11 protein-coding genes are annotated in these 20,958 nt (G+C 60.4%); 8 read left to right on the top strand and 3 right to left on the bottom strand.

Annotation, left to right across the window (positions count from 1 at the left end):
• The first annotated feature begins 139 nt into the window (after positions 1 to 139).
• From M5B42_RS22475 to M5B42_RS22460, 4 genes are read left to right on the top strand one after another with little or no spacing between them, the layout of a single operon-like run.
• Positions 140 to 421: a F0F1 ATP synthase subunit C gene (locus M5B42_RS22475; protein WP_100943204.1), complete on the top strand. Its 282-nt coding sequence runs from the start codon at positions 140 to 142 to the stop codon at positions 419 to 421.
• 3 nt (positions 422 to 424) lie between these two features.
• Positions 425 to 1,228 carry a F0F1 ATP synthase subunit B gene (locus M5B42_RS22470; protein WP_248747063.1) on the top strand — a complete coding sequence of 268 codons (804 nt, stop codon included), beginning with the start codon at positions 425 to 427 and terminating at the stop codon, positions 1,226 to 1,228.
• Positions 1,218 to 2,765: an alternate F1F0 ATPase, F1 subunit alpha gene (locus M5B42_RS22465; RefSeq protein WP_248747062.1), complete on the top strand. Its 1,548-nt coding sequence runs from the start codon at positions 1,218 to 1,220 to the stop codon at positions 2,763 to 2,765. Before M5B42_RS22470 ends, M5B42_RS22465 begins: the two co-directional genes overlap by 11 nt.
• Positions 2,762 to 3,640, top strand: coding sequence for a F0F1 ATP synthase subunit gamma (locus M5B42_RS22460; protein WP_248747061.1), 879 nt, complete (start codon positions 2,762 to 2,764; stop codon positions 3,638 to 3,640). The genes M5B42_RS22465 and M5B42_RS22460 overlap by 4 nt, the downstream gene beginning before the upstream one ends.
• A gap of 7 nt (positions 3,641 to 3,647) precedes the next feature.
• Here M5B42_RS22460 and glgP read toward each other — a convergent pair whose 3' ends face one another.
• From glgP to M5B42_RS22445, 3 genes are all read right to left on the bottom strand, one after another.
• Positions 3,648 to 6,149: an alpha-glucan family phosphorylase gene (gene glgP / locus M5B42_RS22455; RefSeq protein WP_248747060.1), complete on the bottom strand. Its 2,502-nt coding sequence runs from the start codon at positions 6,147 to 6,149 to the stop codon at positions 3,648 to 3,650.
• Between the two features lie 168 nt (positions 6,150 to 6,317).
• A complete protein-coding gene (locus tag M5B42_RS22450) occupies positions 6,318 to 7,220 on the bottom strand; it encodes a DUF808 domain-containing protein (RefSeq protein ID WP_103498166.1) in 903 nt (300 codons plus the stop codon).
• A 152-nt stretch (positions 7,221 to 7,372) separates the two neighbouring features.
• On the bottom strand, positions 7,373 to 7,981 hold the full coding sequence (locus tag M5B42_RS22445; protein ID WP_248747059.1) for a LysE family translocator: 609 nt from the start codon (positions 7,979 to 7,981) through the stop codon (positions 7,373 to 7,375).
• A gap of 93 nt (positions 7,982 to 8,074) precedes the next feature.
• Between M5B42_RS22445 and M5B42_RS22440 the strand changes: the two genes are divergently transcribed.
• From M5B42_RS22440 to M5B42_RS22425, 4 genes are all read left to right on the top strand, one after another.
• Complete coding sequence (locus tag M5B42_RS22440) at positions 8,075 to 8,536, top strand: Lrp/AsnC family transcriptional regulator (protein WP_103498164.1); 462 nt, start codon at positions 8,075 to 8,077, stop codon at positions 8,534 to 8,536.
• Between the two features lie 72 nt (positions 8,537 to 8,608).
• The gene (locus M5B42_RS22435; RefSeq protein WP_248747065.1) at positions 8,609 to 8,821 is read left to right on the top strand and encodes a hypothetical protein; all 213 of its coding nucleotides are present in this window, start codon (positions 8,609 to 8,611) and stop codon (positions 8,819 to 8,821) included.
• Positions 8,822 to 9,147: 326 nt separating this feature from the next.
• The gene (locus M5B42_RS22430; RefSeq protein WP_248747057.1) at positions 9,148 to 19,734 is read left to right on the top strand and encodes a non-ribosomal peptide synthetase; all 10,587 of its coding nucleotides are present in this window, start codon (positions 9,148 to 9,150) and stop codon (positions 19,732 to 19,734) included.
• Complete coding sequence (locus M5B42_RS22425) at positions 19,731 to 20,888, top strand: FAD-dependent monooxygenase (RefSeq protein ID WP_248747056.1); 1,158 nt, start codon at positions 19,731 to 19,733, stop codon at positions 20,886 to 20,888. The genes M5B42_RS22430 and M5B42_RS22425 overlap by 4 nt, the downstream gene beginning before the upstream one ends.
• Positions 20,889 to 20,958 lie beyond the last annotated feature (70 nt).

Below are 20,958 nucleotides of genomic sequence, written 5' to 3'. Positions count from 1 at the left end.
CCGGCCTGGTCCAGGCCCTCATTTTCAGCATCCTGGGGGGGGTGTTCAACCCCCCGGCAACCCCCCCCCCCAAAACCCCCCGAACCCCCCCCCCCCCCCCCACCCCCCCCCCCCCCCCCCCCCCCCGGAAGGCGTGACCATGGACAGCATGACAATTATCGCAGTGGCTTCGATCATTACCTCGGGCCTGACCATCGCCATCGGCAGTATCGGCCCGGCGCTCGGCGAAGGTCGCGCGGTGGCCACCGCGCTCAGCGCCCTGGCGCAACAACCCGACGCATCGGCCACCATTACCCGCACCCTGTTTGTCGGCCTGGCGATGGTCGAATCGGTGGCCATCTATTGCTTCGTCGTCTCGATGATCCTGATTTTCGCCAATCCATTCTGGAGCCACGCCATCGCCCAGGTCGCTGGAAAGTAGATCATGCTTATCGACTGGTTCACTGTCGGCGCACAGATCCTCAACTTCCTGATTCTGGTCTGGTTGCTCAAGCGCTTTCTCTATCGTCCGATACTCAACGCCATCGACGCCCGTGAACAGCGTATCGCCAGGGAACTGGCGGACGCCGATGCGAAAAAAGCCGAGGCCGGACAGGAGCGTGAAGCATTCCAGCGCAAGAACGCCGACTTCGACAGGGAACGCGCGGCATTGCTCAGCCAGGCAACCGACGCGGCGAACAGCGAGCGCCAGCGTCTGCTGGATGCCGCACGCCAGGAAGCCATCAACCTGGGCGCCCGGCAACAGGACAGCCTGCGCAGTGAGGCCCAGGCCCTGCACCAGGCAATCTTTCGCCGTACGCAACAGGAGGTCTTCAGCATTGCGCGCAAGGCATTGAGCGATTTGGCCGGCGTGACGCTGGAAGAGCAAATGCTCGCCACTTTCATGGAGCGCCTGCGGACCCTGGGTTCAGATGAAAAGCAAAAGCTGGCCGGCGCCCTGCGGAACAAGGCCCTGCCGATAGTCGTGCGTAGCACCTTCGAGCTATCGGCGGCGCATCGCGCCAGCCTCGAAGCGGAACTCCAGGCACTGCTCGGAAGCGCCACCCAGGCCCGTTTCGAAACGGCTCCGGAGCTGGTCAGCGGCATCGAGCTGTGCACCGACGGACAAAAGGTGGCGTGGAGCATCGCGCACTACCTGACGGAGTTGGAAAGCAGCGTCGGCGATCTGCTGGCGGTCAATACCCCGGCCAAGGTTCTCTCCGACAAGGAAGCCCCCCATGCCCGATGAACGGCTGGAGAATGTCCTGGAGCAGACCTTTGCCCGCATACGGGAAGCGACCGAGGCGTTTGTGCCGCCGCTGGCCCCCCGAGAGATCGGGCAGGTGCGCAGCGTCGCTCCGGGGATCGCCAAGGTGAGCGGCCTGCCCGGTGTCGGTTTCGAGGAGGTGCTGATATTTCCGCACGGGATCAAGGGCATCGCCTTCAATATCGACGAAGATGAAATCGGCGTGGTCCTGCTCGGCGACTACTGGGAGCTGCAGGCCGGCGACCCGGTCGAGCGTGGCGGGCATGTCGTCGATGTGCCGGTCGGGGAGGCACTGCTGGGACGTACCATCGATCCGACAGGACGCCCCCTGGATGACCTCGCGCCGCTACCGCCAGGACCGCGCCTGCCGCTGGAACGACCGGCCGCGCCGATCATGGACCGGGCTCCGGTCAGCGTGCCGCTGCAAACCGGCATCAAAGTGATCGATGCGCTGATTCCGGTCGGGCGTGGGCAACGGGAACTGATTCTCGGCGATCGGCAGACCGGCAAGACGACCATTGCGCTCGATACCATCATCAATCAGCGCGAAAAGAACGTCATTTGTGTCTATTGCGCCATTGGCCAACGTGCTTCCGGCGTCGCCAAACTTATCGACACGCTACGGGAAAAGGGCGCCCTGCCCTACACCGTGGTGATCGTCAGCGAGGGCAACAACGCCCCCGGGCTGGCCTATATCGCCCCCTACGCCGCAACCAGCATTGCCGAGTACTTCATGGAACAGGGCCGCGACGTGCTGGTGGTCTACGACGACCTGACCCAGCACGCGCAAGCCTATCGAGAGCTGTCACTGCTGCTGCGCCGGCCCCCTGGGCGTGAAGCCTTTCCTGGCGATATTTTCTATATCCATTCGCGTCTGCTCGAACGCAGCACCCATCTGCGTCCGGAACTCGGCGGGGGTTCGCTGACCGCCTTGCCGATCATCGAAACCGCCGCCCAGGACATTTCCGCTTATATTCCGACCAATCTGATTTCCATCACCGACGGCCAGATCTATCTGTCGCCGACACTGTTTGAACTCGGGGTACTGCCGGCGGTGGACGTCGGCAAGTCGGTTTCACGGGTCGGTGGCAAGGCGCAAAGCGCGGCCTACCGGGCCGTCGCCGGCGACCTGAAACTGGCCTACGCCCAGTTCGAGGAACTCGAGACCTTCGCCCGCTTTGGCGCCCGCCTCGATGAGGCCACCCGCAAGCTGATCGAGCATGGCCGGCGTATTCGCGCCTGCCTCAAGCAGCAGGAGTTCTCCCCCCTGTCGACCTCCGTGCAAATCACCGTTTTACTGGCCTTGACCGCGGGACTGTTCGATCCGGTACCGCTGACCCGGATGGCGGATGCCGAGCAGGCCGTCCGGGCCGCAGCCGCCACGCTTCCCGCCGCGCTCGGCGCGAGCCTGGCAGGCACCGATAAACTGAGCGATGCCGACAAACAGCTGATGACCGAACTCGCCAGGCAGGCCGTGGCGCAATTTCTGGCGACGCCCGATAACCCGGTGTCGTCATGAGCGACACCGGCGCCAGCCTGCGGCGCAAGATCGCCAGTGCCGGCGATCTCGAATCCGTGGTGCGCACGATGAAAGCGATGGCGGCGTCGAACATCAGTCAATATGAGAACGCCGTGCGCTCGCTGGAGGACTATGACCGAACGGTGCAACTCGGCCTGCTGGCCTGTTTCCGCCAGCGCCAATCCGGCGCTTTGGACCAGCGCAAACAGCAGGACCCGGGGACGGTCTGCGCGGTGGTGTTCGGCTCCGATCAGGGACTGGTCGGCCAGTTCAACGATGCGCTCGCCGAGTTTGTGCTTGAAACACTGGATCCACTGCCAAACAGAAAAATGCTCTGGGTGGTGGGCGAGCGTATCCAATCACGCCTTGCCGACAGCCCATTGAACACTTCCAGCCGCTTTATCCTGCCGAACGCTATCGTCGAGATCACACCCCTGGTCAGCCAGATTCTGCTTGAGCTTGAAAGCCAGCGTGAAAGGGGCGAAATCGGCCAGGTCTACCTTTTTCACAACAGGCCAAAACCTGGGGCACTCTACGAATCGGTCAGCCAGCGCATGCTGCCATTGGACGATGCCTGGCAACGCCAGCTGGCCAGCAGGCCCTGGCCCACCAATAACCTTCCCGAAGTACAGCAAAACGGCGAGCAGGTTTCGCTCGCGTTTATTCGCGAGTATCTGTTTGTCTCGCTGTTCCGTAGCTGCGCGGAGTCATTGGCCAGCGAAAATGCCAGCCGTCTGGCGGCCATGCAGCGGGCGGAGAAAAACATCGGCGAACTGCTGAAAACCCTGGGGGACGATTTTCACCGACTGCGCCAGGACAGCATCGACGAAGAGCTGTTCGATGTGGTCTCCGGCTTCGAGGCCTATGACCACTGACCAGGCCTCAACGCTGCCAGGCGATCAGCGCATTTTCCGCCGGCAGAAAGGCCTCCGGGTGCCAGGCGCGAACCCGTGGGGTGTAATCCTCCAGGGGTCGCGTGACAGCCATCGAGAGGGAAAAGATATAACCGTGGACGGCGCCGGGAATCGGGCCGCTGGCGGTCATCGGCAGGCACAGCGCCGGGGACTCGTTGCGCAAGGCGGCACAGAGCTCCACCTTTACCCATTCCGGGGCGATCGCCCCCAGATAGACAGGCACGCTGATATGTAGCTGATCGCCGTCGCGATGTGCATCGAGCGTACCAAAATGTATGTTGTCCCACCCCGCGCTCAGCGCCTTCTGCCACGCCTGAAGCCCCCGGGCGAGCCCGGCCTGGTCCTCGCGGCGGCGTCGGAACGCCTGAATCGCCGGTTGGTAAAAACGCTCCAGGTATTCGAGCAGCATGCGGTTACTGCTGAATTGCGGCCCCAGTTGCGACATGCTGGCCCGCATGCGTTGCACCCAGGCACGGGGAATGCCCTGGGTGTCGCGGGTGTAGAAGGACGGCACGACTGCGTCCTCGAGCAAGCGGTACAGGCACTCGGCATCGACCACATCGTCGCTGGGCCCGTCAGTGCCGATGGCCCAACCGCAATCGGGCTGGTAGGCCTCCGCCCACCAGCCGTCGCGTTCGGACAGGTTCAATCCGCCATTGACCAACACCTTCATGCCGCTGGTACCGCAGGCTTCCCAGGGGCGTCGTGGTGTATTGATCCAGACATCGACGCCCTGTACCAGATGCTGGGCCAGTTCGAGGTCGTAATCCTCCAGGAACACCACGTGCCGGCGCAGACCAGGACGATGAACGAAATCCATCCAGGCCTGGATCAATTGCTTGCCCTGCTCATCATCGGGATGGGCCTTACCCGCGATGATCAGCTGGACCGGACGCTGCTCATCGGTGAGCAGACGCGTCAGGCGATCCGGGTCATGCAGCAGCAGATTCGGGCGCTTGTAGTCAGTGAAGCGCCGGGCGAAACCGAGCGTGAGGCAATTGGGATCGAGCACCTGCGCGGCCTCTTCAACCTGCTGCACGGACTCGCCACGCTGCCCAAGATGCCAGGCCAGACGCTGACGCGCGTACTTCACCAGATCAAGGCGTTGCTCGCCGGCCATGGTCCACAGGGCCTGGTCGTCGCTGTCGGAAAGCGGCCCGGGGAGCGACTCCACGCTACCGAGCCAACGCTCCTTGCCGCAGCAGGTGGTCCACAGGTGATCGGACCAGACCGAGTCCCAGGAAGGCACATGGACGCCGTTGGTCACATGCCCCACGGGTACTTCCTGAAACGGCCAGCGTGGATACAGATCGCTGAACAGACGACGGCTGACCTCACCATGCAGGCGACTCACCCCATTGCACTGGGCGCAGCCACGCAAGGCGAGAAAAGCCATGTTGAACGGCTCGTCGTCATCCAGCGGATCACGCCGACCCAATGCCAGCAGTTCGCGCAATGAAAGATCACAGTCTTCGAGGTAGGGACGCGCGTACTTGCCGATCAGCGCGGCGGGGAAGACATCAAAACCCGCCGCCACCGGCGTATGCGTGGTGAAGACATTCCCGGCACGCGTCGCCCACCAGGCTTCCCGGAACGAAACGCCCATCTTGTGCATGAAGCAGCGGGCCCGCTCCAGCACCAGCAGTGCGGCATGCCCCTCGTTCAGGTGGCACACGTCCACGTCGATCCCCAGGGCTTCGAGTACCGTCCAGCCGCCGATGCCGAGCACCACTTCCTGGAGCAAGCGCATTTGCGAACCGCCGCCGTACAATTTGGAGGTGATCCCGCGGTCGCCGGCGCCATTGAGCAGATCGTTACTGTCCAGCAGATACAGGCGTGTACGTCCGACGATGGCCTGCCACACCCGCAAATGCAACGTGCGCCCCGGAAGTTGCAGCGCGACTTTCAGCCAGGCGCCGTCGCTGCCAATAGCCGGCTGGATCGGCAGGCTGGTCGGGTCGTTGTAGGGATAGGCCTCATGCTGTCGACCGGCCGAGTCGATACTTTGCCGGAAATAACCTTCCTGGTAGAGCAAGCCCACTCCGACTACCGGGGCGCCCAGGTCGCTGGCCGTCTTGAGATAATCCCCGGCCAGTACACCGAGTCCGCCGGCGTAGAGTGGAAAGGCCTCGCTCAGGCCAAACTCCATGCTGAAGTATGCGATCCGCGCCGAATCGGCGGGCGCCGACTGCTGTGCATACCAGCCCGGCTCACCGAGATAACGCCGGTGCTCTTCGATGGCCTGTGTGAGTGTCTGCGAGAACGAGGTATCCCGACAGAGCGCCTCAAAACGCTGCGGCGACGCGTTCTGCAGAATCATCCAGGGGTTATGGGTACGCTCCCATAGCATTGGATCGATCGCTTCCCAGAGACCGTCGAGTGCGTGATTCCAGGTCCAGCGCAGGTTGAGCGCAAGCTCGGTCAATATGAAGAGTTGCTCCGGCAACTCCCGTGGCGAGAACGCGTACACATCGACACCTCAATGCAATAGTCGTTGCCAGGCACTGATGGAGTGCAAGCACGAGCGCACACTATCGGAGTCGGAGGACTTTCCGGCTTGATCTACATCAAGTCGAATGGATCCCATGAGCGGCTCGAGGGTTTGAGCCGCCCTGCACGTCACCTGCGGGTCAAGGGCCTACCCTAGTACCCGATGACTCAGCCGTCTTGCCGTCCAGGCCACTGCGACTGCAATGGCCCCGGCGATCAGTCCCACGGTGGCCTGGATCAAATAGTTCTCCAGCCAATGCTTGATGGCCGGCTTGACGATCCATTCAGGTCCACCGTGGACCGCTTCCGCAATGAACGCCCCTCCGACAAAAAACATGGCGATGGTGCCCACCCACGACAGCAGTTTCATCAGCTTGGGCGCGGCCGATATCAGCCAGCCGCCCATCCGGCGAAGCATTGCCGAGAAATGACCGGGGTGGGTGATCTTGCGCAGCCGCAGTCCGAGGTCATCCAGCCGAACGATGCCAGCCACCAGCCCGTACACACCAAACGTCACCAGCAAGGAGATCAACACAAGTGTTATCAACTGCTGCACGAAAGGCGCCTCAGCCACGACATTGAGGGTGATCACCACGATCTCGGCGCTCAGGACAAAGTCGGTCACGATGGCGCCTTTCACCTTCTTCGCCTCGTAGACCTTTGCCTCGGCTTCATTGAGCCTCTTTACCTTTCGTGCTTCATCCTGGCCGCCATGGGGACTCAACTTCTCGATAAGCGACTCGATACCTTCATAGCAGAGGTAGATCCCGCCAATCACCAGCAACCAATGGACCAGCGCAGGGGCCAGGTAATTGAGCCCCAGCGCCAGCGGGACAAGAATCGCCTTGTTGACCAGGGAGCCCTTGCACACGGCCCACACCACTGGCAGCTCACGATCCGCCTTGAGCTCAACCACCTTCTCCGCGTTCACCGCCAGATCATCCGTCAGAACACTGGCGGTTTTCTTCACGGCGACCTTGCTCATCACCGATATGTCGTCCAACAAGGTTGCGATGTCATCGAACAACGCGAAAAAACTGCTACCTGCCATGGTTTCAACTCCTGAACCTAACCTGCCTGGACGGCGGGCCAAGTATAAGGTTCAGGGGCGTGATGAAGCGCTCTTTCTTCAATAGCGCTACAGGAAACGGAATCCGACTGCTGAGAAGCGCGCGCCATCGCCTTGATCGACGCTCCAGGCAATCAATGGGTTAGACGCACAATGGCTGGCAGGGTAGCGCCTAACAAGACAAGCGCCATGACGATATTGAAGACCAACGCCACATTCGCTCGCATCAGGAAACGTCGAAATACCACACCGCCGACCGCCCAGATCCCGACACAGGGAGTAGACACGACCGCCAGCAGCGCAGCGGTCAAGAACACGTTCACAAGATGGTTCTCGAGGGGAATATAGGTGGCTGCCGCACTGATCGATATGGCCCACGCCTTGGGATTGATCCACTGGAAAACCACCCCGCCGAAAAAACCCATGGGCGAGCGCTCCTCATCGCCGATCACCAACGGACCGCTGGAGGCAATCTTCCACGCGAGCCATAAGATGTAGGTCGCCCCCACGATGCTCAACGCGGTGTGGAACCCCGGAATGGCCTCGAACACCGCTCCGAGGCCCAGGCCCAATATCACCATCTGGAGCGCCACACCCGCCACGATGCCCCACACGAGGGGCATCGTGCGCCAGACCCCTACCCGGGCACCCGATACGAGGACCATCGCATTATTCGGGCCCGGCGTGCCTGTCATCACGATGGCGAAAAGCAGAAAAGGGAAAAGAAACGCCATATCGCTCATATATTCATCTGTTGTATCAAGCCCATGAAGCGGAATATTCTATTGCTTAAATCACAGAATTTTCTTGTGAACTCACGAGCAAAAATCAGATCCATGCAACAAACAACAGCTTTAGACCGAATTGACGAAAGAATATTGTCCGAGCTTGCCAAGGACGCGCGCCAAACCAATGTGAAACTGGCTGAACGGGTCGGTCTGTCCCCCTCTGCTTGCTTGAGGCGGGTACAGGACCTGGAATCTGCCGGTATCATCACCGGATACCGGGCCGTTATCGATAGATCCCGCCTGGGGGCTGGCTTTGTGGTGTACATCACCGTAGGCCTTTCCAATCACACCAAGGAAAGCCTTCAGGCCTTCGAGCGCGCCATCGCTGGCGCTCCGGAAGTCGTGGAATGCCACACCATCACGGGCGCCATCGAGTACCTGCTGCGCGTAGAGGTTGCGGATATCAAGGCGTACAAGACGTTTCATACCGACGTTCTCGGTACCTTGCCTCATGTATCGTCGATCACCAGCTACATCGTCATGGACTCGTCGAAGAACGAGCGGGCTTAAGGTCATCCCCGCACGGGAGCCCCGCCAAATCCAAACTTACCGGGGTTCTCACTTATTTCGTGGAGACCGCTCATGGACAACTTGGATTTGCTCGGCCTGGATAGTGGAAAAAGTACCTTTCATCTTATAGGGCACGACGGCAAAAGTAAGGAATTACTGCGCAAGAAAGCGGCGAGTCTAATTCCTGCTGCAATAGTGAGCCTCCAGCGTAAGTGGATGCCAGACTTGGAAGGCAGAAATACGGTGAATATAGATACCCGTATCAAGTTCCGCCATTTCTGCTGAATCAACTATGCAGCATGTCCCCGTTTCCCGGTGCAGATTTATCCCCCCTGTAAACGTCTAATAATATCAAGTTGATCATTTCCAGTTATGGCTGCGCCTGCGCTTTGGAGCCCAGTGACTTCGTTACTCACCCGCTGGTACTTTACGTGAATGATATCAACTGCTGAAGCCAGCCTGAGACCACAATGCCATCATGGTCAACTCGCTGTGATTACCGAACAAACAGACCGTCAATTGCACATACCGATCCTCTCCTATTTCCTGACTTTTCACGGCCGATTCATTGGCTGTTGACGAGCTTAAGTGACTTGAATGCAGGCGCCAATATGACCTCCGCTGACTTGCCAATGTTCGACAATGAAAGTCCAGGCTTTGAACTCACTTCCCCTCAACAAGGCGTCTGGTTTGACCAGATCGCAAACCCAGAGCTGCCCTACTACAACATCGGCATGGTCCTTGAGATCAAGGGTGAACTGGATATTCCACTGTTCGAGAAAGCGTTCCAGTTGGTCGTGGATCGCCATGAGTCCTTGCGCCTGGTTCTCAGCGTGCAGGGCGGGAATGTACGTCAACGCGTAATGCCTTACGTCAAGGCGAAGCTGAGCGTTGTCGAGTTTTCTGGCGAACAGGCCTCCGAGGAACATGTGAAGGCGTACCTGCAAGAGGCTTTCCGTCAACCGTTCAGCCTGCTGGGCGAGGTGCTTTGGGAAGCCAGGCTCGTGCGCTGCGGGCCGGGTCGGTATTACTGCCAGCATCGCTACCACCACCTTATAGGTGATGGCGTCACGGTCTATTTACTCGTTCATGCTGTCGCGGATGCTTATAACGGCCTGCTGCGTGACGATCACAATCCAGCTCAAGGGAACTCTTATCTCTCGTTTCTCGCAGAGGATCGAGCCTATCTGGAATCGACCCGCTTCGAACGTGACAAGACTTTCTGGAAAGAGCTGTATGCCGAGCTGCCGCCCCCTTTGCTGCAGCCGCGTATTGCGGTTGCCGACAACCGCCTAGCGCCCAGCGCGCTGAGCCAGATGATGATTCCCCGGGTTCTGTTCAATGAACTTGCGCGGTTTGCAAGCGGTAAGGGCCTGTCACTCCCCCATATTTTCATGAGCATCATCGGCACTTACTTCTGCCGTACCACCGGCGTCGACTCCATCGTGATCGGCATGCCGGTCCACAACCGGACAACGGCTTACCAGAAGAACACGGCGGGCATGTTTTCTTCTCTGAATCCCATCCGTCTCGAAGTGGCCCCCCAGGCTTCGTTTCTGGAACTGATGCAGACGACTTCCGCCAAGTTGCGCCGCAGCTACCGACATCAACGCTTTCCGATAGCAGAACTTAACCGGATTTTGAAACTGGGCCAGGCGGGCCGTCGGCAACTGTTTGACCTGTCACTGTCGTTTGAGAGTCTCGACGGAGATGTGGTATTCGGGGACAGCCCGATCGAAGTATTCCCCCAGTACAGCGGGTATGAGCGCCTGCCGCTGGCGATTTTCGTGTGTGACTATAATCCGAGCGAAGACGTTTATCTGGACTTCAACTTCAATACGGCGTTTTTCACGCTGGAAGAAGTGCAGCAGATTCAAACACGCATTCTTTCAATGCTCACCCACGTGATCGAACGACAAGACACACCGGTTTCGCACTTTCCGATCATGCCGATGGCCGAACGGCAACAGGTGCTGCAGACATTCAACGCCCCTGAACACCTGTACCCTCAGGACGGACTCATTCACACCCGCTTCGAGCAACAGGCAGAACGCCAACCGGACGCCTGCGCCGTCAGCGACCACAACGGCAAGGCGCTGACTTACTCGGAACTGAACCGCGAAGCCAACCAACTGGCGCATCATTTGATCAATCTGGGCATCGGCCCGGATGATCGGGTCGCCATCTGCGTCGAACGTGGGCCACAGATGATTATCGGTCTGTTGGGGATTCTCAAGGCGGGCGCAGGTTATGTGCCGCTGGACCCTGCCTACCCCGCTGAACGTCTGGCCTATCTGCTGCAAAACAGCTCACCGGCCGCGGTACTGGTACAGGCCGCGACAGCGGACATGCTGTCGCTCGGTTCACTGCCCGTCATCCATCTGGACGATGCCGCTTTGCAGGTGCAATCCGTCCAGAATCCGCACGTGCCGGGACTGGACTCTTCGCATCTGGCCTACGTGATCTACACCTCAGGTTCCACCGGTTTGCCAAAAGGCGTGCAGGTCGAGCATCGCAACGTGGCCCGCCTGTTCTCGGCCACCGACCAGTGGTTTGGCTTCAGCGCAGATGACGTCTGGGCACTGTTCCACTCGTTTGCTTTCGACTTCTCGGTCTGGGAAATCTGGGGCGCGCTGGTTCACGGCGGGCAGCTGCTGATCGTCCCGCAAATGGTCAGCCGCTCACCGCAGGAATGCTATGCGCTGATCTGCGACGCCGGGATCACGGTGCTCAGCCAGACCCCTTCCGCCTTCCGCCAACTGATCGCCGCACAGGCTGACAGCCAGCAGGCGCACTCGTTGCGTCAAGTGATCTTTGGCGGCGAAGCGCTGGACACCGCAATCCTCAAGCCCTGGTACACAAGGTCAGGCAACGCCGGGACGCAATTGGTGAACATGTACGGCATCACCGAAACCACGGTGCATGTGACGTATTACCCCTTGCAAGCCGCCGATGCCGAGCGAACGGGCGTCAGCCCGATTGGCCAACGAATAGCGGATTTGCAGCTATATGTGCTCGACGCCCGCCGCGAGCCCGTGCCTCTGGGCGTGGCCGGTGAGTTGTATGTCGGTGGCGCCGGGGTGGCGCGTGGCTACCTGAATCGTCCCGAACTGAATGAAGAGCGCTTTCTCGCCAACCCGTTCAGCGAACAGCCCGGTGCCCGGCTGTACCGCACTGGCGATCTGGTACGCTGGTCTGCTGACGGCAGCCTCGAGTACCTGGGGCGTAATGACGATCAGGTCAAGATCCGTGGTTTCCGTATCGAACTGGGTGAAATCGAAGCCCGTCTGGCCGGGCACGAGGCGGTAAAAGAAGCTGTGATCATGGCCCGTGAAGACGTGCCGGGCGACAAGCGTCTGGTGGCCTACTTCACCGCTGATGCTGAAGTGAGCCCCGACATACTGCGCAAACATTTGCAGGCGCAACTGCCGGACTACATGGTACCTGCTGCCTACACGCGCCTTGAATCTCTGCCGCTGACCTCAAACGGCAAGCTGGATCGCAACGCCCTGCCCGCTCCCGGTCAATCATCGCTGGTCAGCCGCGCATACGAGGCGCCCATCGGCGACACCGAAACCGCTATCGCCGCTATCTGGCAAGAACTGCTGGGCATCGATCAGGTGGGTCGCCATGACCACTTCTTCGAGCTGGGCGGGCATTCATTGTTGGCCGTCAAGCTGATAGAGCACATGCGTCAGATCGGCCTGAGGGCTGATGTTCGCGTGCTGTTCAGCCAGCCGACCCTGGCCGCCCTGGCCGCTGCCGTGGGCGGCGGCACGGAAGTCGTGGCACCTGCCAATCTGATCCCCGAGGACTGCAAACGCATTACCCCGGACATGCTGCCATTGGCGGACCTGACCCAGGACGCTATCGATCGCATCGTGGCCTCCGTGCCCGGGGGCGTGGCCAACGTGCAGGACATCTATGCCCTGGCGCCGCTGCAGGAAGGTATTCTTTACCACCACCTGCGCGCTGAGCGCGGTGATCCCTATGTCCTGAAATCAGTCTTTGCCTTCCAGGATCAAGCCTGCCTGGACGCATTCAGCCAGGCACTGCAACGGCTGATCCAGCGCCACGATATCCTTCGCACCGCCCTGCTCTGGGAAGGACTGGATGAATCAGTGCAAGTGGTGTGGCGTCAGGCCACCCTGGCCACCGAAACCCTTGACCTTGATCCGGCTCAAGGCGATATCTCCACGCAACTGCAGCACCGCTATGACCCGCGGCACTATCGCCTGGATCTGCGACAGGCACCGTTGATGCGGCTGGTCAGTGCCTACGATGCCCCCCGGCAGCGTATCGTCTCGCTGCTGCTGTGCCATCACCTGGTGCTCGACCACACCGCCCTGGAAGTGATGCGTGACGAAATACAGGCGCTGATGCTGGGTGAAGGCCATGACCTGCCGGCCTCGGTGCCGTACCGCAACTACGTGGCTCAGGCCCGTCTGGGCGTCAGCCTCGAAGCCCATGAAGCCTTCTTCCGCAACCTGCTCGGCGACATCGACGAGCCGACCCTGCCGTTCGACCTGCACGATGTGCAAGGCGACGGGAGCGGGATCGAAGAAGTGCATCACCGTATTGATAACACCTTGAGCCAACGCCTGCGCAAGCAGGCCCGGCTGTCCGGGGTCAGTGCAGCCAGCCTGATGCACCTGGCCTGGGCCCAGGTCGTCGGACGCTTTTCAGGACGCGATGTCGTTGTCTTCGGCACCGTCCTGATCGGTCGCATGAGCGGCTCGGCGGGCACAGACCGGGCGCTGGGCATGTTCATCAACACCTTGCCGATGCGCATCGACGTGGGTCATCAGGGGGCTCAGGCCAGCGTTCAAGCCACTCATGCACAGCTGTCCGCACTCCTCGAACATGAGCATGCCTCGCTGGCACTGGCGCAGCGCTGCAGCGCTGTGCCGAGCGACCTGCCCCTGTTCAGCGCCCTGCTCAACTACCGACACACTGACAGCGAAGCCTTGAGCAAGGAAGCCGGTGCAGTATGGGCAGGCATTCAAGTATTGAACGTCGAGGAACGCAGTAACTACCTGTTGACATTGAACGTGGACGACCTGGGGGAGGACTTCATACTCAACGCCCAGACCGTTGTCGAGATCGGTGCGCAGCGTGTCTGCAATTACGTGCAGGCCGCGCTGGAAAGCCTGGTCGAAGCACTTGAACAGGCACCTCAGGCGCCCTTGCACAGCCTCTCGATCCTGCCGGAGCGGGAGCGCCAGCAACTGATGGTCGAGTTCAACGCCACTCGATTCGATTACCCGTTGGAGCAGACACTCCACGGGTTGTTCGAAGCCCAGGTCGAGCGCACGCCGCAAGCGGTCGCTGTGGTGCATGGCGATATCCGCCTGAGTTATCGCGAGCTGAATAACCGGGCCAACCAACTGGCGCATCACTTGCTCGATATCGGGGTAAAACCGGATGGTCGTGTGGCGATCTGCGCCGAACGTAGCGAGTCGATGGTCATTGGTTTACTGGCGATCCTGAAAGCAGGCGGCAGTTATGTACCGCTGGATCCGACTTATCCTGCGGACCGGATTGCCTACATGCTGCAGGACAGTGCTCCCGCTGCGGTCTTGGCTCAACGCGCGACATTGAGTCTACAGTCGAACGTTTCGGTGCCGGTGATTGATCTGGACCGTCAGTCATTTCCGGGTCAATCGGTTGCCAACCCACACGTGCAGGACCTGACCTCGGCTCATCTGGCCTACGTGCTGTACACCTCCGGCTCCACCGGCACGCCCAAGGGCGTGATGAACGAGCACCGTGGCGTGGTCAATCGCCTGCTTTGGGCGCAAGACCACTACAGGGTGAATGAAACCGACCGTGTCCTGCAAAAGACCCCCTTCGGCTTCGACGTGTCGGTCTGGGAATTTTTCCTGCCCCTGCTGGCCGGTGCCCAGTTACACATGGCACGGCCAGGCGGTCATCAGGATCCGGCCTATATCGCTCAAGTCATCCGTGAACACGGCATTACCCTGATGCACTTTGTGCCTTCGATGCTCGATGTCTTTCTGGAGTATGGCGACAACCAGGGCTTCAGTGACCTGCGGCGCGTGCTGTGCAGCGGTGAAGCGTTGCCCGGGCATCTGGTTCGCCGCTTCAAGGCGCAACTGCCGGACATCGCGCTGCACAACCTGTACGGCCCGACCGAAGCGGCCATCGACGTCACCGCCTGGGACTGCTCGGGCCCCGACACACCCGACAGTACGCCGATCGGCAAACCGGTTGCCAACACCCGTATTTACCTGCTCGATGCCCATCAGCAGCCCGTCCCCCTGGGGGTCGCGGGAGAGATTTACATCGGTGGGGTTCAAGTGGCACGCGGTTATCTGAACCGTGCACAACTGACGGCTGAGCGTTTCCTCACCGACCCGTTCAGCGACGACCCGAATGCCCGCCTCTACAGGACCGGCGACCTGGGCCGTTGGCTGGCCGACGGCACTGTCGAGTACCTGGGCCGTAATGACTTCCAGGTGAAGATCCGCGGCCTGCGCATCGAGCTGGGTGAGATCGAAGCGCATCTGCTGGCCTGCGAAGGTGTCAGGGATGTGGTGGTGATCGCTCGCCAGGAAACCGGAGGTGATACCTATCTGATCGGCTACCTGGTCAGCGCCAGCGGAAACGAGCTTTCAGCGCAGGCGCTGCAGGAGCATCTGCGCCAGCACGTCCCCGACTACATGGTGCCGAGGTATTTTGTTCAGCTGGAGCACTTCCCGCTCAATGCAAACGGCAAACTGGACCGCAAGGCCTTGCCCGAACCCGTACAGACCCTGGGCAGCACCGACACGACAGCGCCGTGCACGGCACTGGAACAGGCGCTGGCGCAGCTCTGGAAAGACAACCTGAAACGAGACGTACTGGGCGTCCATGACAACTATTTCATGCTCGGCGGCGATTCCCTGAAGGTCATCCATCTACAGATCAAGGCCCGTGAGCAAGGCATGGCGTTCACGCTGACACAGATTTACCAGAACCCGACCATCGCTCAATTGGCTCGGCTTGTGAACGCGCAGCAGGCACCCTCATCGCAATGGCAGCCCGTAGAACATGTGAAGCCTTTTGCCCAAGTTTCAGAAGACATCCGCTTGGCCAGCGAGGGCGTGTTCGATGAGGTGTTCGCGGCTTCGCAGCTTCAGGTCGGAATGATCTATCACTCGATGATGCACCCGGACTCGGCGATCTATCACGACATCTTTCGCTACCGGCTACGCCTGCGCTGGGATGCCGCGGCATGGAGCCGGGCGTGCAACGCATTGATCCGGCGTCATCCGGCCTTGCGCATGTCCTTTGATCTAAGCCACAGCGCAACGCCCATGGCTCGTGTGCATTCCACGGTCGTGTCGCCGGTGCAAGTCGTTGACGTCACCTCTCTGAGCCCTGCCGAGCGGGCACAGGCGGTTTCCACTTACGTTGAAGAGCGCAAGCGCCATCGTCAGGATTGGCATCAGGCTCCCCTGTATCAGTTCGGCGTATTCGTCGCGGCGGACGACATTGACCTGGTGTTCAGCTTTCACCACGCCATTCTCGACGGTTGGAGCGTCGCCACCCTGATGCGTGACCTGATCACACTCTACACCTCGGCGCCGGGGGCAGACGCTTTGCCCGCCCTGACCACCACGCCCGCCGACTTCATTGCCCTGGAGCAGGAGGCTGTGATGACGGATGAGCATCGTCTGTTCTGGAACGAATACCTGCGCGAGGCGCCTGCCGCGTCGATGACCAGTTGGGTCCATGCGGTCGCACCGGACCCTATAGCGCACCGCTCGGCCTACCGTGAAATGCCGGCGGCTGACCTGGCCCGGCTCGAGGCGTTCTGCAGAGCGCAGGATCTGCCGTTGCGCTCGGTCTTGCTGACGGCTCACGGCTTTGCACAAGCCATCATGTCCAACCAGAAAGAAGTGCTGTGCGGCATCATCAGCCACGGTCGGCCAGAGTTTGAGGATGCGGCCTCGATTCTGGGGCTGTTTCTCAACACCCTGCCCGTGCGTTTCAACACCCTGGGCCAGAGCTGGCTTGAGCTGGTCCGCCAATCGATTGCCCAGGAACAACAGGTGTTCACTCATCGGCGCTATCCGTTCGCGCTGATCCACCGCGAAACCGACGTAACCTTGAACGTGGTGTTCAACTATGTCGATTTTTATGTGCTCAATGACATGCTGGCCCAGGACGATGGAGTCCTCATTGACTGGGAAACGACCGAAGCCAGCAACTATGACCTGCTGACCACCATGGGTCGCCATCCGGGCAACGGCTCGTTGATTTTGAAGATGGACTACCGCACTGCCCGCGTCGCTGAAAGCCAGGTCCAGGCTTATACCGAATACCTGTTGCGCACACTGGCATTGATGATGGATGCGCCAGAGGCCAGCCCCTGCGTACCGGCATGGTCAGCTGTTCTCGAGCAGACCACGCCAGCCCCGGCCGCCACATCGGCTCATGACAATCTGGCGAGTCTGTTGCTGGACAGCTTTGCCCGCCATGACCAACAAACCGCCGTGAGTTTCGGCGGGACCCGGCTATCGTACCGCCAGCTGAGAGACGCCAGTGCGCAGACGACAAGCTGGCTGCACCGGCACAAAATAGGCCAGGGAGACCGGGTTGCGCTCATGATGCCCCGCTCGCCTGATCTGATCGTGGCCTTGCTCGGTGTCATACAGTCTGGCGCCGCGTATGTACCGATTGACCTGAACTTCCCGGATGATCGCATCCGGCTGATTCTCGAAGATTCGCAGCCAAGCCTGGTACTGTTCGCCGACGCGTCTGAAAAGCGGCTGACATCGCTGACGGAGCACGTACACAAGCGGCACTGGGACAGCGTGGTCGCCGGGTTCGACAACGATGCGGAGCGCTGCCATGAGCGGGTTGCCCTGCTCGCTGCGGGCATCGAGGCCGACGACAATGCTTACGTACTGTATACGTCGGGTTCGACAGGCCGTCCCAAAGGTGTGGCCATGCCACACCGCGCCTTGAGCAATCTGATCCTCTGGCAGAACCGCGAGCAGGCGCAGGGCATCGACCCGGCCGTCTCGTTGAAAACACTGCAATATTCATCCATCTCGTTCGACGTATCGTTCCAGGAAATTCTCTCGACCCTGTCCTGCGGCGCTGAACTGGTGATGATCGAAGAAGCATTGCGCTATGACTTCATCAAATTGTTGAAGTTGATCTGCGCGCAGCGGATCAACCGTCTGTTCCTGCCCTACGTCGCCTTTCAGGGACTGGCCGAAGTGGCCATGCAGTTGGGGATTCGCCCGGTATCGCTGCGTCGGATCAACGTGGCCGGTGAGCAGTTGAAGATCACCAGTGAGATCCGTGACCTGATTGCCGGCCTCGAAGAGTGTCAGGTGGAAAATCACTACGGGCCAACCGAGTCGCATGTGGTCACGCGCCTGAAGCTTGAAGGTGCCAGCGAAACCTGGCCGAGCATGCCGTCGATCGGTACGCCTGTAGACGGGGTACGCCTGCATGTTCTAGATGCGGCAGGTAATGCCTGCCAGGTCGGCGTCATAGGCGGACTGTTTATCGAAGGTCCTTGCCTGGCGAATGGCTACTGGGATCGATCCGATCTGACCGACGAACGTTTTGTCTATCGGCAACTGGAGGGCCAGACCCGCAGGCTATATGAAACCGGGGACATCGGGTTTTACCTGCCCTGGGGTGATCTGGTCTATCAAGGCCGCGGTGATGCCCAGGTCAAGATTCGCGGCTACCGCGTCGAGCTGGGCGAGATCGAGGTGGCCATGCTGGGCTCCGCCCGATTCGGCGCCGACATCCGGCAAGTCGCCGTTATCGACAAGCCTGCAAACGATGGCAGCCGTTATCTGGTGGGTTTTGTCCAGACGATGCCGGGGCGCATGCTGGATCTGGATCAACTCAAGGCAGAGATGCGCCTTGCATTGCCCGATTACATGGTGCCGAACACGCTGATCAGCATTGAGCAACTGCCACTGGGTCCCACCGGCAAGATCGACCGCCGGCAACTGCAAAAGGTCGAGATTCAAAACACTCTGCTGCGGCCCTTCACCGGGCCCCGAAATGCCACTGAAGACTTGTTGCAGGCTTATTGGCAGGAAGCCTTGGGCCTGGAGGAGATCAGTGTCCATGACAACTTCTTCGAGGTGGGCGGCAACTCGCTCAAAGCGGTGCAACTGGTAGCGAAGCTGGTCATGCATCAAGGTCTGGAGCCATCACTGTCCGACTTCATCCAGGCCCCGACCATCGCCGAATTCGCCCAAGTGCTGCAAAGGAGCGAAACCGGACACTCCGCTACTGGCGCGCTGGTGGACTTCAAGAACGCGCCTGGCAAGCCACCGGTGTTTCTCGTCCACCCTATAGGCGGCCACGTGCTGTGCTATGCCGCCCTGGCGCGCGTCCTCAAGGATCAGGTTAATCTTCTTGCGCTGCAGGCGCCGGGAACCTGGGACGCCCGAGAGCCGATCCCATCGGTACACGGCCAGGCGAAGTATTACGCAGATGCCATCGAGCAGGTCGTACCGCACGGGGCGCTGAATATCGGTGGCTGGTCGTATGGCGGCGTCGTGGCGTATGAGCTGGCGAGCGAGTTGCAGCGTCGCGGGCGGGTTGTGCATAACGTGTTCCTGCTCGACACCATCGTGCGTATCAGTCAAGACCAGGTGCAGGTCGAACGCTCCGAGTTCATCAACTGGTTCATGTGGGAATTGCTCAGCGGCGACGGCCAGAAGGAATACGACTATCAGGCCCTGGACTTTTCCTCGATGAGCGATTCGCAAGCCTTCGCGGTGATCCGACAGCACGGCATCGATCAGGGCATTTTCGACGAAACCTTTACCGTGGCGACACTGGACCAACTGTTCCGAGTATTCCATGCCAACTGGCAAGGGATGCTGGAGTACCGTTTCCCGCCACGGGACTTGCCCGTGACCCTATTCGCGGCGGATGTAGAGCTGCCCGAAGTACTGCAAGGCCCCCACGAACTGGTGGGCACCGCCTTTAGCGATCCGTACCGCGGATGGCGCTCTGTTTCTCCTCGGGTACAGCGCATTGGCGTGGAAGGCGATCACCTGACGATGATGCGCGAACCCCATATCCAGCGGGTTGGCAAATTCATCAAGTTACACATGGACGCGGCCCTGACAGGAAACGCGGGCAACGGAGCCGGATTGACAGCTCCGTCAGACTTGAATGGCTTGCAACAGGTGAAAACAGCATGACAGAACCCAGGAAAGCTATCGTGGCAGGCGCCGGTGTCGGCGGCCTGACCGCGGGCATCGCACTGCAACGCGCGGGATGGCAGGTCAAGGTCTTCGAAGCGGCTCAAACGCTGCGCACCGGCGGCACCGGCTTGTCCATCATGGCCAATGCCATGGCGGCGCTGCATTCGATCGGTGCCCATGCTCCGGTCGAACAGGCTGGCCAGGAGATCCGCCAGTTCTTTTTCAAGAAACCGGGTGGCGAGCCCATCACCAGCATCCCCATTCATGAGATAGGCGAGCAGCTGGGCTACCCCAGTATCAGTATCCAGCGGCCCTTGCTGCTGCGTGCGCTGGCGCAGCAGCTCGCCCCCGACACGCTGGTAACGGGTGTGCGCTGCACGGGTTATACCAACCACGCCAATGGCGTGACGGTGCGCTTCGAAGACGGCAGTACCGACGAGGCTGACCTGCTGATTGGCGCCGACGGTCTCAACTCGGTTATCCGCCGACAGATGTTGGGCGAGACGCCCATACGATCCTCAGGCTATATCGCCTGGCTGGCGGTAACGCCGTTCAGTCACCCGGTCATGACTGAAGGCTACGTGGCGCACTACTGGGGCCGCGGCAAGCGCTTCGGGCTTTGCAGCGTGGGCGACGGCCATGCTTATTGGTGGGGGACCTGTAACCATGAAAACGCCTCGCACGACGCCTTGAGCATCAACAAACAGGAAGTACTCGACGCCTATGCCGGCTGGGCACCGGAAGTCCGTGCCGCGATCGAGGCGACGCCCGACGATGTCATATTGAAAATGCATGCCCGGGATCGCCAGCCCGTGGAGCAGTTCTGCGACGGGCATGTGGCGCTGTTGGGCGACGCGGCTCATCCGATGTTGCCGAGCCTGGGTCAAGGGGCGGCGCAGGCTATCGAAGACGCGGTAGTACTGGCTGATCGACTGGCAAGAACGTCTGACCTGCGCACCGCGCTGGCGGAGTACGAGGCGTATCGGCACCCCCGCACCAACGGAATCGTCAACGCCGCGCGCTTCATGAGCGGCATCGAACAGGCCGAGTCGAGCATGGCCTGCTGGCTTCGCGACTGGTACATGCGCCTGACGCCCAAGAGCAGCCTGCACAAGAAGAATATCGACATCCTGTCGTTCAAGCTCTGCTGAACGAATGACATCGCCCATCCGTTAAATCTGCGGGGAGTTGCTGTAGGGAAAACCCCGCCATGACTCACGA

It is taken from the genome of Pseudomonas sp. MWU12-2037, assembly GCF_023242345.1.
In the GTDB taxonomy this organism is placed as follows: domain Bacteria; phylum Pseudomonadota; class Gammaproteobacteria; order Pseudomonadales; family Pseudomonadaceae; genus Aquipseudomonas; species Aquipseudomonas gingeri_D.
This window is presented reverse-complemented; position numbering and strand designations above follow the sequence as displayed.

Bases quoted from the DNA above. Each gene is read 5' to 3' on its own strand.
- M5B42_RS22425 (WP_248747056.1), top strand. From the start codon at position 19,731: ATGACAGAACCCAGGAAAGCTATCGTGGCAGGCGCCGGTGTCGGCGGC.
- M5B42_RS22430 (WP_248747057.1), top strand. From the start codon at position 9,148: ATGACCTCCGCTGACTTGCCAATGTTCGACAATGAAAGTCCAGGCTTT.
- M5B42_RS22465 (WP_248747062.1), top strand. From the start codon at position 1,218: ATGCCCGATGAACGGCTGGAGAATGTCCTGGAGCAGACCTTTGCCCGC.
- M5B42_RS22435 (WP_248747065.1), top strand. From the start codon at position 8,609: ATGGACAACTTGGATTTGCTCGGCCTGGATAGTGGAAAAAGTACCTTT.
- M5B42_RS22445 (WP_248747059.1), bottom strand. From the start codon at position 7,981: ATGAGCGATATGGCGTTTCTTTTCCCTTTTCTGCTTTTCGCCATCGTG.
- M5B42_RS22440 (WP_103498164.1), top strand. From the start codon at position 8,075: ATGCAACAAACAACAGCTTTAGACCGAATTGACGAAAGAATATTGTCC.
- M5B42_RS22450 (WP_103498166.1), bottom strand. From the start codon at position 7,220: ATGGCAGGTAGCAGTTTTTTCGCGTTGTTCGATGACATCGCAACCTTG.
- M5B42_RS22460 (WP_248747061.1), top strand. From the start codon at position 2,762: ATGAGCGACACCGGCGCCAGCCTGCGGCGCAAGATCGCCAGTGCCGGC.
- M5B42_RS22475 (WP_100943204.1), top strand. From the start codon at position 140: ATGGACAGCATGACAATTATCGCAGTGGCTTCGATCATTACCTCGGGC.
- M5B42_RS22470 (WP_248747063.1), top strand. From the start codon at position 425: ATGCTTATCGACTGGTTCACTGTCGGCGCACAGATCCTCAACTTCCTG.